This is a genomic window from Heliorestis convoluta, from assembly GCF_009649955.1.
Lineage (GTDB): Bacteria > Bacillota > Desulfitobacteriia > Heliobacteriales > Heliobacteriaceae > Heliorestis > Heliorestis convoluta.
The window spans coordinates 1176978-1190118 of record NZ_CP045875.1 but is presented as its reverse complement, the minus strand read 5'-3'; the positions used below and the strand labels follow the sequence as shown (position 1 = coordinate 1190118).

Below are 13141 nucleotides of genomic sequence, written 5' to 3'. Positions count from 1 at the left end.
AGCCGAATTATCAAGTCATAAGCTTTGTTCCATTCAATCAGCTGTCAAATAAAAATGAGTATGGGGCATCTATAAAAGGTTTTCAGCTTGTTACATATATCACTCAGAAGCGTTCAAATAGCAAGACCATGATTGGATAAAACCGCTATTTATATAGAAGAAAAAAGGAGCCAATGTCAAAACATCAGCTCCGAATATACCCCTCAAACCCCGCCGCTTCCAACTGCTTCAATAGCGCCTCAGCATTTTCTCGTTTCGTAAAAGCACCAACCTGCACGCGGTAGTACGTTTTATCTTCTTCCGGCACAGCCTTCGTTGCCAGCGGTTCTCGTTCTTCGGTCTCCTTAGCCGTAGGCACGATGATGATCAGGGCGCCTTTATCAATCCACGTCATGATGCCGGCTGATTCTGCTTCTGTCTTTTTGTTTACTTTTTTGCCTAAGAGAACGCATTCTTTGCCACCTCGGACAACAGGCTTTCCGCGAGAAAGGGTCTGCGTTACTTTATGGTAGCTTCCCTGGATCACCCAATCGGGAATGGCAGGGCCGCCGGGGTAATAGTGCCTTGTACCAGGCTTTATGGCTACGACAGTGCCGACTGTTATGCCGAGCGGTCTTTCTGCTTGCTCCTCATCTAACGCTTTTTTTACTGCAGCGCGAAAACTGTCCATGGACTCTTTATGTTGGGCAAACCAATGGAGCGGATCGGCATGATTGCTGGCAATGCCTATTCTGTGCCCTTCAGCATGGCCAATGACATCTCGTTCTGTCAGGTTAAACTTCCGACAAAGCCATGCTGTCAGGTCCACTGCATTTTGCCAAGCCTTTCTAAAGTAGGCTTCTTGCTTGGCCACATCATAACCGACCATGGTACTGCCAGCATATTGAAAGCCCCCAGGTTCACAAATCTCAATTCCAATGTGGCTGTTATTGGCTTCCCCACCGGCATGCCAGCCTCGGTGGTCCCAGGGGAGGTACTGCCAGATTTCTTGGTCGTCTACAAAAGCATGGACACAAACTTGGCGGTTTGTTTCGCCGGCTTGATAGGATTTGTTCCAGAGGTTAAACCAAGCGGCGGCCCTTACACCAGGCGTAGCTGTGGAGTGAATCATAATGCCTTTGGGGCTGATTTTTCGACCGGCTCGGAAGCAATCGTTATTGGTCATATATTTGCTGTTAAGTATCGTTCCGATTTTCAGGCCTAGGTTCATCTCTTTCCTCCTCTTTGTCCTTGAGTTGATCCATTGAATCTCTGAGCTTGGCCGGTATAGGCAGTCCCAGTTTGCCAGCGTTTTCTATGATGCTAATCCCTTCATTGGAGAGATAAAAAAAGATGACGGCTGTGCGAATCACAGAGCCCTCACCGATAATCTGGCTATCAATAATCTGAGCAACACCAACGAGGATAAAGATAACGACCTTTTTGAAGATACCTTTAGAGCCAATATGACTGGAAATCTCTTTGGTAACGTAAGCAACCATAAGGCCGGTGATGTAATCTAGCACGATGAACATAATCAAGGCGTACAAAAAGCCATCATAACTGCCTAGAAACCAGCCGAGGAAAGCGCCGACAGCCGCAAAAGCCATCTTCACGTATCCTAAAAATTCTCCATTTACCAAGGTAAAGCACCTCCTTCTCTTTCACTCCTGGTAATCTGTTCTTGTTTCTTTTAGCTTCTTTTAAGTTCTTCTATTTCTTCTATATAAAAAGATGCCTCTGACAGTCTTGTCATCAGGCACCTGTAAAGTCCGTATAGGCATTGGATGTTGGGTATTGGGCATTAGGTATCGGTTTGCATACTATAGCTAGCGATTTCAACAAGTCCCTATTTTTGTAGCTTTTATCTGTCTAATGATCCTTTTCTGTTAAAGTGAGCTTGCTGCATAATCTCCTCTATATTAATAGGAAGCAAAATAAACATATCCACCATTTACAGTGATATAAAAACCGTCACCAGGCACATAGATAGCGCCTCGAAAAGCATGATCAGAAGCGGTGGTAAAGCCTGTTTGCTCCCAGCTTTCCCATTCAAGGCCATCGGCGGATAGGTAGATTCTGCTCTCGGTAAAGAGCAGGTATCTTCCCCACTGCTCCATCCAGATGATGTTTTCCGGATTGGGCGCCCGATTGTCATCTAAGGAACCAACAAAAGATAGGTTCGTTTCCGTCACTTCCGTGGCGCTATCATTGAGCACGCAAAGATGAATCTGATGGCTGGTAAAACTAACTGATCGATAGCGTCGCACAAAAAGCTTCTTATGAACAGAGCGGACAAAAGCGTAGTTGCTGCTCTGTTCATCTTGATCAATCGTGGTATTCCATGTACCAGGACTTGCCGTACTGGCCGCTGCAATCTTACGCCGATTGTCCACAACGCCAACAAAGAGGCCTTTGTGGGCTGTAAGAGAGTTAAAGACGGGAACAGAAAAGCCATCGGCACCGACCAAAGTCCACTCCGTTCTTTCTGTTAGGGAGTCAAAACTGTAATAAAGAGGCGAGCGCACGAACCACCAGCCTACCACACCGCTATTTCGGTTCATATCGTAAGCGCCTGTGAGCATCTCATTTTGCGCATTGAGGCAGTAGCCACCATTGTGCCAAGTAATGCCGTTAAAAGAAGCGATGATATTGCCAAAGCCGGTAATCTTGGCTAGAAAGACGCCATCACCAGCCCAGAGAATTTCCGGTACGCCATGACTCCACCAGGGCACGCTGACCACAGTCCATCGTTTCGTCCCATGATTAAAATAAGACATATAGGGCGTTCGGGCGTGGTAAACACAAATCTGGGCTTGGCCATTGTTGTGTACGGAAATTCTATTTTCACTTTGATGGCGACTATAACCAAAGTCATTGTAGTATTTCTTTTGCCATTGCAAGATAGGCTTGGGAGGAAGAAGCGTGCCTCGACCGCCAAAAGCAGTCCAAAGAACCAAGGGGTTGTTAAAGTTGCTGCGGTAGGTCATGGCGTCTCCCCCTCCACTTTTTCAATCCCTGTAATGCGACCGGTGCTATCGGTTGAATAATTGTAAGTCGCCATAGTGCCATCCACATAAGTGACTTCAAAAGTCTCAGTCTCGACGAGCAGAGTGGATACTTCTTTTAGCAAAAACTCTGTAAAAATCTCATCCAAGGTGATGCTGGTAATCTGTCCACTGCCGTCAGTGCTGTAGCTGTACTTGGCACTAAATTGACGAACATCGCCTTTTTCTACTGCATAGGTCACGTAAAAAAAGTGGCTATCCATGGTCAAGCTTTTGACGATGGTAGAAGATTTGCCTAGTTGCTCAATCTGTTCTTGGATGCCCCCTACAGAATGATTCACTGCTTCAAAAGAATGATCCACCCTCTCAAAAGAATAATCGACCTTCTCAAAAGAGTGGTGCACATTTTCTTTGAACTCTTCGATGTATTGATCCAAGGTATAAAGAGGCTCGCCCAGCTCCACTTTGCTGTTTTGGGCGCTCAGCAAATCTTTCTCTAGGGCGATCACTTTGATCGTAAAATCTAAGCCTAAAAGCTTGTGCTTGACTGTAACGGTGTCTCCTACTTTGACTTGTAAGAGCGATTGGTAATTTTCATATTCTGCTGTTTGGGCAAGTTGAATGAAATCGATTTGATAGTTGACGCTAAAGGTGCTGTGCTTGGCTAGATAGTCTAGCGCTTCTTGCCTCAAGGTTTCCTCATCTTCTGCGTCGAGAAATTCTACTTTCTTGATCAGTGGGAAGCTAGGATAGTCGTCAGGGTTCATTGACGTAGTGCTGTAACTTGGCGTAGTGGTGTCATTTGTGATAGCGGTTTGACCTGTTGTAGTACTGCCGCTTGACATAGTTGTGTCATTTGATGTGGTGCTGTCACTTGGCATAGTACCGCCACTAGGCGTGTTGGTTTCACTTGAAGCAGTGCCGCCACTTAGAGTGGTGTTGCCAATTAACGCAGCGGTGACATATTTTTCAGGCAAAGTTAAGCCCCTAGCTCCGACAGGGTAAAGAGCGGTGACCACTTCATCAGCGCTAATTTTTTCTGTGATGCCGAGAACGTTTTTACCGTACTGCACTGTCACGCCCTTGTTATTAGGCTGAGGCTTTTTGATGGTGATGGAAAAGTTATCTCGATAAAGCTCGCCACGCCAGCGGTTAACGATGAGGAAAAATGCTTCTGCCCCATTTTTTTGGATTACATACTGCGTCTGCTTGTCACTAATATCACTATCAATTTGATACAAACCAGAAAGACCCGTCTCTTGCAACACCATGTTCATTACTTCTAGACAAGTTTTATCAACGGCTCTTTTGTCTTCAATAAAAAAATGGGCCAGATCGTAAAAGATATGGCGCCCTTTGGCATAAAGAAGATTTCTGCGGCTGTCTTTTTCTACGTGGTACAGGCGAAAAAGCTGGCCTTCTGCTTTGATGATATTAAAGGGTTGTAAGTAAGCCGCTTTTTTCAAGTGCAGAGGATAGGCAAGATTCAATTCATAGAGGCCATTTAGCTTTTCCATGATGGTGCAGCTTTCGCATTCTTGTAACACAGCTAAGCCGTTTCTAGAAAAGTTGCTTTCCTTTTTGTCATAGACAAGGATCATTAGAGCCACCGCCAGTTCGGGAGAAGCTCTATTTTTTGAACGTTGCCTGTCCAAGTAATGTGGTTGTCGCCTCGCTTCAGAATCGGAAAATTGCCGGCCATCTGGTTGTTGCGGTTTTGAAGCGCATCGTCATAGCAATCTTTGAGTTCTGCGTTGACAATGATTTTGCCATTCACATCAAAAAGCTCGATTCTCTCCCCGTTGATGGTCACTGTCACATTGCCTTGGCCAAAAATGGTCAGCACCGGCTCGCTCTCTACGGTACCGGGATTGTAAACATCTTGACCACTTGCTGTAATTGTAATCATATTGTTTACAAGTGCGTATTTGAAAGGGCGGCAATGAAAAAGTATGGGAAAGGTAGAAGCGTATCGATAGACTTGTGTGAAGTCGATGGCATTGACTACTTGGGCTCGATATTTTTTATCATCTTGAAAAGAAAAGATAAGATCGCTTTCGCCGGCTGCAAAGAGCCAGCCTTTGATGGCGTCGAGGCGGTTGACAAGATTCTTTCTAGCTAGCAAAGCGCATTCGACCAGGACGGTGATGTCTTCGTAGGTCTTTTCATCGTAGCGCACAGCAGAGTGGCGCCCTGGAATGTCCATGAAGTGCACTCTTCTTTTTGGCGATGGCAAAGTCGGTCTTTTGACAATGACTAGTCCAAAGTCTTTATAACTTTCTTTGCCGTCAAAAGTAAAACTCAACATTACCTCCGCCCCCTTCCTAGCGCAATTCTCTGGCGATAAAACTCCAGTTCATAAGCCAGTCGCTCAATGTCTTGGCTTGAGTTGTTGATAAACTGCTCAATTGTTATGTTGAAGCCAGAACCACCGGAGTGAGATGAACCTTGATCAAGCATTTGCTTCGTTTGCTGGTCATAGTAGATTTTCGATCCTCGTGGCAGTTGCACCAGTTCTGGCCCCAGCTCTCCCACCATGGTCCAGCCGCCTTGGAAAAAGCTCGTACCGCTATAGTTGCGAGCTACTGCGCCTGATTGGGCTCCGCCGGTGAAGACTTGTCGGACTCGTTCCGTAACGCTGAACACTTTCTCGCGTACTGTTGTGGCGTTCCACTGGCGAATGCTATCGATGCCATCGTGAATGGAACTTCTAATGCGCGTAAAAGCATGGCTTACATGATTGGCAATGGCAGAGAATGTTCCGCTTGTTAGACGATCCATCATAGAGAGGGCTTCTCTCCAGAGGCTTTGGTAAGCTTGGGTATAGGTTAGTAAGACGCCTCGAATCCCGCCACCGTTGGCTTCAATCGTTCCTTGGATCTGGCTCCAAGCGGTTGTAGTGCTGTTTTGCAGCCCATTCCACAGCTCTGTCGTTCTCGTACTGACGCTCTCCCAGGTTGAAGCTATGGTACTATTGATATGGCCAAATGTTTGTGCCGTAAAGTCGCGCATCATCTCCCAGCGCAAAGCAATGGCTTCACCGAGAGCAGCGGCTTTTTCTTGGATGGTATCCCAGTTCTTCCAAAGGGTGATGCCAACGGCGGTGATAGCTATAAAAGCAGCGATAGCAATTCCGATAGGTCCTGTTAAAGCTGTAAAAGCGGCGGCTAAGAAACCTTTGATGGCTATTAGAGCGCTGGCAGCGGCAGAAGCGCCTGCGATGGCCGTTGTTTTTCCCGCTAAGGCAATAGAAATTTTACTAAAAGCGCTGATAACGGCGCCGGCTGAAGCGACGATCTTGCCGCCGATAATCAAAGCTGGTCCTAAAGCAGCCACTAGAAGAGCTATTTTGACGATGATCTCTTGGGTAGCTGGGCTTAAGTTGGCAAACCAGGCTACCACTTTTTGCAACAGCGAAACGAGTCGCATCAGATGAGGCAGTAAGATTTCAAAAATCTCAATGGCCACCCCTTCTAGTTGAGACTTGAGAATGGTCAATTGTCCTTGCAAGTTGTCTTGCATAATCTCTGCCATTTCGGCAGCAGCGCCATTGTAGTTTCTTGTAGCGTCGGTCAGTTTTTGATAGTCCTCTTCGGTAGCATTGATGATCGCGAGCATACCGCTCATCGCTTCTTGACCAAAAATGGTGGCCGCGTATTGAGCTTGCTGTTCTTGAGAGAGGTTGCCAAAAGAGGATCGGAGCTGATCCATTACTCCTTTAAAAGGAAGCAACTCGCCATGGGCATCGGTCATAGACACACCAAGCTCTCGAAGTAGCGCTCCGGCAGCGGCTGTTGGTTTCCCCAAACGAGTGATGGCACCGCGCAAAGATGTACCCGATTGACTGCCTTTAATCCCCGCATTGGCCATGAGCCCCAAAGCCAAGGCTGCGTCTTCAGCAGAGTAGCCTAAAGAACCAAAAATCGGGGCGACGTATTTGAAAGACTCACCCAGCATGCCTACGTTGGTGTTGGCGTTACTGGAAGCACTGGCTAGCAAGTCAGCAAATTCGCCGGCTTCGCTCGCTTGCATGCCAAAGGCGGTGAGGGCATCGGTTAATATGTCAGATACAGAAGCTAAGCTTTCTCCACTGGCGGCGGCGAGCATCATGACGCCATCGAGGCCTTCTAGCATTTGGTTGGTGTCCCAACCGGCCATGGCCATGTAGTTTAAGGCTTCTGCCGATTGACTGGCGCTAAACTTAGTGCTAGAGCCCATCTCTTTTGCTTTGTTGCTCAGCTTTTCCAGATCTTCACCGGTGGCCCCGGAGATAGCCTGCACTTTGCTCATCTCAGCTTGAAAGTCTGAGCCGATCTTGATCGCGGCAGCGCCAATGCCGGCAAGGGGTAAGGTAACTTTGGTGGTCAGGCCTTGCCCCACACTTTCCATCTTCTTGCCGACATCTTCCATGGACTTACCTACGGGCTCTAAGCTTTTGCCGAGTTTGTGCCACTGCGACGATTGAATCTCGATTTCTCGATTGACTTTTGCTACGTCTTGCTCTAACTGCACGAGTTTCGCTTTGGCGTTGTTTAGCTTGATCTCTAACTCCGCTGTCGCTTTGGCGTCTTTGCCTTTTGTTTCAACGGCTTTTCTATGGGCTTGTTCTAAAACAGATACTCTTTGTTTTTGGATTTCTTTTTGCTTCGTCAAAGACTGTGATTGTAGGCGCAGTCTATCGAGCGCACTACCGTGGTTCCCCATCTGAGCACTGGCCAGCTTAAACTCGGCTTGTACTCTGCGCATTTCTCGGTTTAGAAGGCTGATGCCGTTTTGAAAGCCCATGGAGTCTAAGCCAATCCGTACCGTTAAGCTACCGATGTCGGACATCTCACCACCTCCTTGAGGCATAAAAAATACACCTTTTGGAAGGTGCTAGAGAATTTCATCGATATAGCTTTGGGGCTTTTCCATCTTGCGTTTTAAGAGTTGGAGATAGTAGAAAATGTCCATTTGGTCGATTTCAGGTAATGTCCAGCCTTGCTCTAAGAGAGATAGATAAAATTGATCCATAAAATCCTGGGGGTCCATGGGCGCCCCTTTTAGATCTTTTTTGGATCACCTTGGGTCACTGTCCCCATTTCACCGACTACTTCTTGGATGCATCCCATCAAAGTAGGAATCAGTTCTTTTGAAGGCAGGCCGTCGTAAACATCGTCGATGGTAAATTGGTTGCCAAAAAGCTGAACGAGATAGTCGATCAAAATGTCTAACTCATCGGCTGTGATCTCTTCAAAGTTGAGGCTTTTGGACAGCTCTATCGTTCGCCGGACCATGCGGGCGCTGATAAAGTCGGCTATAAAGGTTCGGTTCTTGCCGTCGATTTTTAATTCTATCTTCACAGATGAGTCCACCTCTCTATTCTTATAAAAGATTCATAACAAAGACCCTTAGAAAGAATTCTTGGGAAAGCCACTTAAAAAACGCTTAAGTAACTCTTCAGGAGCATTAAAGGACTCTTAAAAATCAATAAAGTGCCTCTACAAAAACGCTCTTAGTAGCCACTGCCCTCTTCTGACATATCGCCTGGCACTTTATCAAACCAAGTGTCTGCGCCGGTAAAATCGTCGTTGTCTTCATCGGCTGTATGTTTCCACTGTCCATCATGGGCGCGAGGCATGAAAGTGAGCTTTAACTTCGGTGTTTTATGGTCGATACTATCGGCTTTGGTGGAGTAGTCCTCAGCCATGGGTTCGGCTGTTCCTTTTAAGAGCCAGAGATAGCGGTAGGCGCCGTTGGACTTTAGACTCTTAAAACCAAGGGCCAGATAAGGCGCTATGTCGCTCGCTTTTTCGATTAAGACGCCATTTTCAATGTTGTGGCCGCCTATTTTGGCGCGAGCTTGTAAGGGCAGATCGGCTGTTTCAATTTCTACGTCAATTTTTCCTAAAGCAGAGACTGACTCCCAGAGTTGATCGTCTGCATAAAGCTCTTGGCTGTTGACGGTCGGGTTGATGGTAGCATTGATGGCGCCAATTAAAGGTTCCGGCGCTTCATAAGTGAGGTTGCCCTGACTATCTTCTATTAAAAGGGCAAAGTGTAAATCTTTCAGTCCTACTTGGGCCATAGGGATGTCTCCTTTACTTTTACATAGCGCATCACTTTGTGGTAGATTTTTAAGTCTTTTTCATAGAGGTCCGTGAAGCTGATCTTTTGAAAGCCTGCCTCTTCCATCTGACGCTGTACTTCTTGCACCAAGACTGTATAGTCGCCTTTGCTCCAAATATCGATTTGAACATAATGGCCAGTAGCAACTTCTCGATCATCGGCATGTTGTTCTGCTTTGTCTAAGTAGGTGAAAAAAGTGATGTAGGTGTCAGCTTTGCCGCTGTAGGTCTGGAATGAGACTGGCACAGAGAGGCTTGAAAGGCTGATAATATTTCCTGGTTGATCGTCATAACCCCAGCCCTTTTCTCATTTCAGAAGCGATGGTTTGAGCGGCCTCTTTTTTAGACTTTTCATAACCCCTGGACATAAAAGGATTGGCCGACATTTTTACAGTGCCAAACTCGACGAAGCGGCCGTACCATCCTTCTTTGCCGGGGTCTACTTTTACATACTTTTCTGTGCCTTCTGTTCTTACATTGGAGCGTCTGATGCTTCTTTTTAAGGTGCCTGTTCTTGTAGGCGCTTCTTCTTGGATGGCACTTTGGACTTTATCGCCTGCTTTTCTTAATGCGCTGTTTTCGATGCGGCTGCCTTTTTGGCCTAGCTTCTCTAGCTCTCGTAACAGTTCATTGACTCCTTCAAGCTCTACCCTGGTCATCTTGTATCACCTCACGGGCTTTGATCTCCATGTACTTGTTCTCGTAGTTGATATTGTCTAGGGCGGTGATGTTGTAGACTTTTCCATGAAAGAGAATGCGCATGGAGCTATCGATATCTTTTTGATAGCGAATCGTAAACTTGACCGTCTTTTCGGCTTGCACAGCAGCGGCGGCAAAAAACTCACGGCCTCGCAGGTTCGAAACAGCGGCCCAAAGGGTGCAGACATCTTGCCACGATTCAACTTCAAAGCCGTTGGTTGTTTTGGATAGAATCTTTTTCTGGAAAGTGATGCGCTCTTTTAGTTGGCCGATCAAGGCTACCACCTCAAGACTTTATAGGGGTAAAGCAGAGCCGATACGGAAAAGGGAATCTCACTGCCGTGAACATAGTTATCGCGCATCACTTCTCGGTTTTCATAAAAGTGGCCGCAAAGAAGGAGTATGGCTTGCTTGATGCTAAGAGGCACTTTTTTATAGCCTACCAATGCTTCAATGCGCAAAGAGCCGGGCAAAAAAGAAAGGTCTGTCGGCCAGGGTTTTCGCGGTGCAATTAGCGGTGGCTCTAAAAGCAAGGCGCTGTTGTAGTCACTGGCCGGCAGTTCTTTGGTTACATCATTTCTATCCTGATAGGTGATTTTTACAATCTCTTGCACAGGGAAAAGGGGCAATTGAATCGACCCTTGGGGAAAGTGGTGACCGATGAAAAGGACGTGCCGCTCGATGAGGCTTCGTCTGGTGAAGTTTTCGCAAAAGTCAATGGCCGAGGCGATCAGGCTTTCTATATAGGCATCTTCTAAATCCGACTCAACTCTCAAGTGCATCTTAACTTCATCTAAGGTAAGAATCTGTTGCTGATGCTCTTGAAGGGTTATTACGTCCATGGCCTCACCTTTTTTCTTCAATCCTTTAGGCTGACTTTTGCTGCAATGCTACCATGGCTTCAGGTAGGATCAGTTTGCCGTCTAAGCGCTGCCAAGCTAAGAAACCGACTTGTCCGTTGGCGGCATAGAGTTCGTTCAAACGCTTAAAGGTACGGCCTTGGCGATCGGCAATCCAATAGTAGCTGAAATCTCCAAAGAGGATCGTTTTTTGTCCGGCGCCGCCTTCGGGCATGAACTGGGATGTGACGACAGGGCGGTTTAAGATGGTGTCTGGCGTGCCGGCTGTTACCGATGGCTGCCACAAGTACTGGCCTTGTCCGTCTTTGAGCTTGCGGATCTTTTTGATGGTGCTGTCATTGAGAACGAAGGTGGCTTTTTTGCGATAGGGGGCAGGCAAGCTGTGGTAGAGATCGATGATCTCATCCATGGTGATGGCTGTAGCACTGGCGGCTTTGACGCCAATAGGGGCGCCGCCAGTATTGTGTAAAAGTCCTGTCGGTTTGTTCTGGCCATTGCCTAAAAGAAAGGCTTCTTCTTCGGCCGCTCCGATTCGGCGGGCAAACTCATCGGCAATGTAGTTTTCTAGGTCAAAAAAGGCGTCCTGTAAAAGTTCGTCCGAGACTTTGAGCATCGTACCGACTTTGTAGGCAGAAAGGCTCACTTGGCTGAAAGTGTCGTCGCTTTCGGTAAAAGGCCCTGCTTCATCCATCCAAGCGGCCGTGCCTTGGCTGGCTACGACAGGAATCTTGCGATCACCGTGGCTGGTGCTGATGACATGGCAGAGCTGGCGCAGTACGTTTGCTTCTTCTAAAGCGGAAATTAACTGGCGCTCGTATTCATCGGGTACGAGATAGCCGCCTTCAGAATCTTGGCCGATCTGCAGCGCATTTTGCACCGAAGGGTTTACTTTGTTGCGCATGGCGCCCCAAAAGGCTTCTTTGTAGTTTTCTGTGGCGCGACCTGTTTTTTCTGCTCCTCTTTGTTCGGGGCGATGAGATAAAGCTTGCGATGTGGCGGTGGCTAGTTCGCGGTCCAGTCGTTCTTGGCGCTCGAGGCGCTCGATTTCTTTGCCGAGGTCAACCACTTCTTGCTCCATCTTTTCATAAGTGGCGTTGTCTTCGGGAAAAATGAGGCCGTTTTCTTGGCGGCGCTCGTCTAAAAACTTCTTGGCTTGATCCCAGACTTTGGCTCTTTTTTCTCTTAGTTCTTGCATTCGACTCATTGTTTTACCTCCAGTTTTTGATCAGTTCCAGCCGCTTGTGCAGCTGAGCGATGGGGATGGGGATGATGGGGATGGTCTTATCAGGGATTTCTTTATCGGGAGCGGCTCTATCATCTCTATCACGAGTCGTTCTTTCAGGCGTGGTTCTGTCAGAGCTGTCTCTATCAAGAGCTTCATGATTTTGCCTTTTTTGATGAGGCTCCTTTCGTTTCGTAGCAGGCAACTTGTTGATCAGTGCGTTGGTGACGGTTAGCTTGTCAAAGATAAAAGCGCCGGAGACTTCATCGGTTGGTTCTTGTGTATAGAGCAATCGGTCGGCAAACTTTAATTCGATGGCTTTGTGGGCGCTCATCCATGTTTCGGCATTCATCATGTGAGAAATCTTGGTTCGAGAAAGTCCAGTTTTCAGTTGATAGGCGTTGATGATGCTTTCTTTGACTTCGCTTAACAAGTTGATGCCGGCTTCAAGATCAGATACTTCACCAGCGATGAACATGGCAGGATTGTGGATCATCAAAACAGATAGAGGTGAAAGGCAAACTTCGTCTCCGGCCATGGCGATGACAGAAGCGGCACTGGCGGCGAGGCCATCGACGTGGACGCTTACTCGTCCCGGGTATTCTTTGAGCATGTTGTAGATTTGAGCAGCTGCAAAGCAATCACCGCCGGGCGAGTGAATCTTCACTATGATGTCATCAGAAGGATCACCTCCTTCGTATAGTTCGGTCTTAAATTGCTTGGGCGTGATGTCATCGTCGAACCAGGAGGTTTCAGCAATATAGCCTTCCATGTGCAGGGTTCGTATCGGTTTTTCACTGGCTTCGTTGGTTGCCCAGCGCCAGAATTTGTCCATCTCGTAGCCTCCTTTTTGGGCAATAAAAAAAGACGTTGTGATAAACGTCTTGGGGGAAAGCTTTTTTATAAAGTTAGTTTTTTTGATGTTTTAGCCTACTTATCTTCACGCATTTCTCTTCTGACTTCTTTGACCAAGGCTACAACATCTTCTTCAGACTCAAGGCCAATCCTTTTTGCTTCACCTTCAAAGGCATCTTGCACTTGCAGAAGTGCCATCATCGTTGAGTTGGCAATCAGTATAACCCCGTCTTTCTCTATGAAAGCGACTTTATCCCCTTCTTTGAGATTGAGTTTCTTTCTGACACTCATCGGTATGGTTACTTGACCTTTAGCCATGACTTTCGCGATTTCCATTTGCAAGCATCTCCTATTCACCCTGCTTCTTGGTTTCTAGTATGCTCTATAGGGCGAACAAGCTCAACCATTATT

At 47.0% G+C, this 13141-nt stretch carries 16 protein-coding genes; all 16 read right to left on the bottom strand.

Annotated elements, in window-relative coordinates:
• Nucleotides 1-184: 184 nt before the first annotated feature.
• Entirely contained in the window at nucleotides 185-1210 is a 1026-nt protein-coding gene (locus FTV88_RS05495) for an N-acetylmuramoyl-L-alanine amidase (protein WP_153724754.1), read from the bottom strand.
• Nucleotides 1176-1589 carry a phage holin family protein gene (locus FTV88_RS05490; RefSeq protein WP_153726528.1) on the bottom strand — a complete coding sequence of 138 codons (414 nt, stop codon included), beginning with the start codon at nucleotides 1587-1589 and terminating at the stop codon, nucleotides 1176-1178. Before FTV88_RS05490 ends, FTV88_RS05495 begins: the two co-directional genes overlap by 35 nt.
• Before the next feature lie 312 nt (nucleotides 1590-1901).
• Entirely contained in the window at nucleotides 1902-2969 is a 1068-nt protein-coding gene (locus FTV88_RS05485) for a hypothetical protein (protein WP_153724753.1), read from the bottom strand.
• A complete protein-coding gene (locus FTV88_RS05480; protein WP_153724752.1) occupies nucleotides 2966-4588 on the bottom strand; it encodes a phage tail spike protein in 1623 nt (540 codons plus the stop codon). Before FTV88_RS05480 ends, FTV88_RS05485 begins: the two co-directional genes overlap by 4 nt.
• Nucleotides 4588-5295: a distal tail protein Dit gene (locus FTV88_RS05475; RefSeq protein WP_153724751.1), complete on the bottom strand. Its 708-nt coding sequence runs from the start codon at nucleotides 5293-5295 to the stop codon at nucleotides 4588-4590. Before FTV88_RS05475 ends, FTV88_RS05480 begins: the two co-directional genes overlap by 1 nt.
• Nucleotides 5295-7817: a phage tail tape measure protein gene (locus tag FTV88_RS05470; protein ID WP_153724750.1), complete on the bottom strand. Its 2523-nt coding sequence runs from the start codon at nucleotides 7815-7817 to the stop codon at nucleotides 5295-5297. The genes FTV88_RS05475 and FTV88_RS05470 overlap by 1 nt, the downstream gene beginning before the upstream one ends.
• A 45-nt stretch (nucleotides 7818-7862) precedes the next feature.
• Nucleotides 7863-8018, bottom strand: coding sequence for a hypothetical protein (locus FTV88_RS15545; RefSeq protein WP_170285770.1), 156 nt, complete (start codon nucleotides 8016-8018; stop codon nucleotides 7863-7865).
• Nucleotides 8019-8029: 11 nt separating this feature from the next.
• Nucleotides 8030-8329 carry a phage tail assembly chaperone G gene (gpG, locus tag FTV88_RS05465; protein WP_153724749.1) on the bottom strand — a complete coding sequence of 100 codons (300 nt, stop codon included), beginning with the start codon at nucleotides 8327-8329 and terminating at the stop codon, nucleotides 8030-8032.
• A 152-nt stretch (nucleotides 8330-8481) separates the two neighbouring features.
• Complete coding sequence (locus FTV88_RS05460) at nucleotides 8482-9054, bottom strand: major tail protein (protein ID WP_153724748.1); 573 nt, start codon at nucleotides 9052-9054, stop codon at nucleotides 8482-8484.
• Nucleotides 9042-9341 carry a hypothetical protein gene (locus FTV88_RS05455; protein ID WP_243137354.1) on the bottom strand — a complete coding sequence of 100 codons (300 nt, stop codon included), beginning with the start codon at nucleotides 9339-9341 and terminating at the stop codon, nucleotides 9042-9044. The genes FTV88_RS05460 and FTV88_RS05455 overlap by 13 nt, the downstream gene beginning before the upstream one ends.
• Nucleotides 9342-9381: 40 nt before the next feature.
• The gene (locus FTV88_RS05450; RefSeq protein ID WP_153724746.1) at nucleotides 9382-9753 is read right to left on the bottom strand and encodes an HK97-gp10 family putative phage morphogenesis protein; all 372 of its coding nucleotides are present in this window, start codon (nucleotides 9751-9753) and stop codon (nucleotides 9382-9384) included.
• Nucleotides 9734-10069, bottom strand: a complete 336-nt coding sequence (locus FTV88_RS05445) for a phage head closure protein (protein ID WP_243137352.1) — start codon at nucleotides 10067-10069, stop codon at nucleotides 9734-9736. The genes FTV88_RS05450 and FTV88_RS05445 overlap by 20 nt, the downstream gene beginning before the upstream one ends.
• 2 nt (nucleotides 10070-10071) lie before the next feature.
• Entirely contained in the window at nucleotides 10072-10635 is a 564-nt protein-coding gene (locus tag FTV88_RS05440; protein ID WP_153724744.1) for a head-tail connector protein, read from the bottom strand.
• Between the two features lie 25 nt (nucleotides 10636-10660).
• The gene (locus FTV88_RS05435) at nucleotides 10661-11857 is read right to left on the bottom strand and encodes a phage major capsid protein (RefSeq protein ID WP_153724743.1); all 1197 of its coding nucleotides are present in this window, start codon (nucleotides 11855-11857) and stop codon (nucleotides 10661-10663) included.
• A gap of 4 nt (nucleotides 11858-11861) precedes the next feature.
• Nucleotides 11862-12710, bottom strand: a complete 849-nt coding sequence (locus tag FTV88_RS05430) for a head maturation protease, ClpP-related (protein ID WP_153724742.1) — start codon at nucleotides 12708-12710, stop codon at nucleotides 11862-11864.
• 95 nt (nucleotides 12711-12805) lie between these two features.
• Nucleotides 12806-13066 carry an AbrB/MazE/SpoVT family DNA-binding domain-containing protein gene (locus FTV88_RS05425; protein WP_153724741.1) on the bottom strand — a complete coding sequence of 87 codons (261 nt, stop codon included), beginning with the start codon at nucleotides 13064-13066 and terminating at the stop codon, nucleotides 12806-12808.
• Nucleotides 13067-13141 lie beyond the last annotated feature (75 nt).

What these genes read in the sequence shown, in the direction of transcription:
- FTV88_RS05495 (WP_153724754.1), bottom strand. Translation starts at nt 1,210, where the DNA reads ATGAACCTAGGCCTGAAAATCGGAACGATACTTAACAGCAAATATATG.
- FTV88_RS05490 (WP_153726528.1), bottom strand. Translation starts at nt 1,589, where the DNA reads ATGGCTTTTGCGGCTGTCGGCGCTTTCCTCGGCTGGTTTCTAGGCAGT.
- FTV88_RS05485 (WP_153724753.1), bottom strand. Translation starts at nt 2,969, where the DNA reads ATGACCTACCGCAGCAACTTTAACAACCCCTTGGTTCTTTGGACTGCT.
- FTV88_RS05480 (WP_153724752.1), bottom strand. Translation starts at nt 4,588, where the DNA reads ATGATCCTTGTCTATGACAAAAAGGAAAGCAACTTTTCTAGAAACGGC.
- FTV88_RS05475 (WP_153724751.1), bottom strand. Translation starts at nt 5,295, where the DNA reads ATGTTGAGTTTTACTTTTGACGGCAAAGAAAGTTATAAAGACTTTGGA.
- FTV88_RS05470 (WP_153724750.1), bottom strand. Translation starts at nt 7,817, where the DNA reads ATGTCCGACATCGGTAGCTTAACGGTACGGATTGGCTTAGACTCCATG.
- FTV88_RS15545 (WP_170285770.1), bottom strand. Translation starts at nt 8,018, where the DNA reads ATGGACCCCCAGGATTTTATGGATCAATTTTATCTATCTCTCTTAGAG.
- FTV88_RS05460 (WP_153724748.1), bottom strand. Translation starts at nt 9,054, where the DNA reads ATGGCCCAAGTAGGACTGAAAGATTTACACTTTGCCCTTTTAATAGAA.
- FTV88_RS05450 (WP_153724746.1), bottom strand. Translation starts at nt 9,753, where the DNA reads ATGACCAGGGTAGAGCTTGAAGGAGTCAATGAACTGTTACGAGAGCTA.
- FTV88_RS05440 (WP_153724744.1), bottom strand. Translation starts at nt 10,635, where the DNA reads ATGGACGTAATAACCCTTCAAGAGCATCAGCAACAGATTCTTACCTTA.
- FTV88_RS05435 (WP_153724743.1), bottom strand. Translation starts at nt 11,857, where the DNA reads ATGAGTCGAATGCAAGAACTAAGAGAAAAAAGAGCCAAAGTCTGGGAT.
- FTV88_RS05430 (WP_153724742.1), bottom strand. Translation starts at nt 12,710, where the DNA reads ATGGACAAATTCTGGCGCTGGGCAACCAACGAAGCCAGTGAAAAACCG.
- FTV88_RS05425 (WP_153724741.1), bottom strand. Translation starts at nt 13,066, where the DNA reads ATGGAAATCGCGAAAGTCATGGCTAAAGGTCAAGTAACCATACCGATG.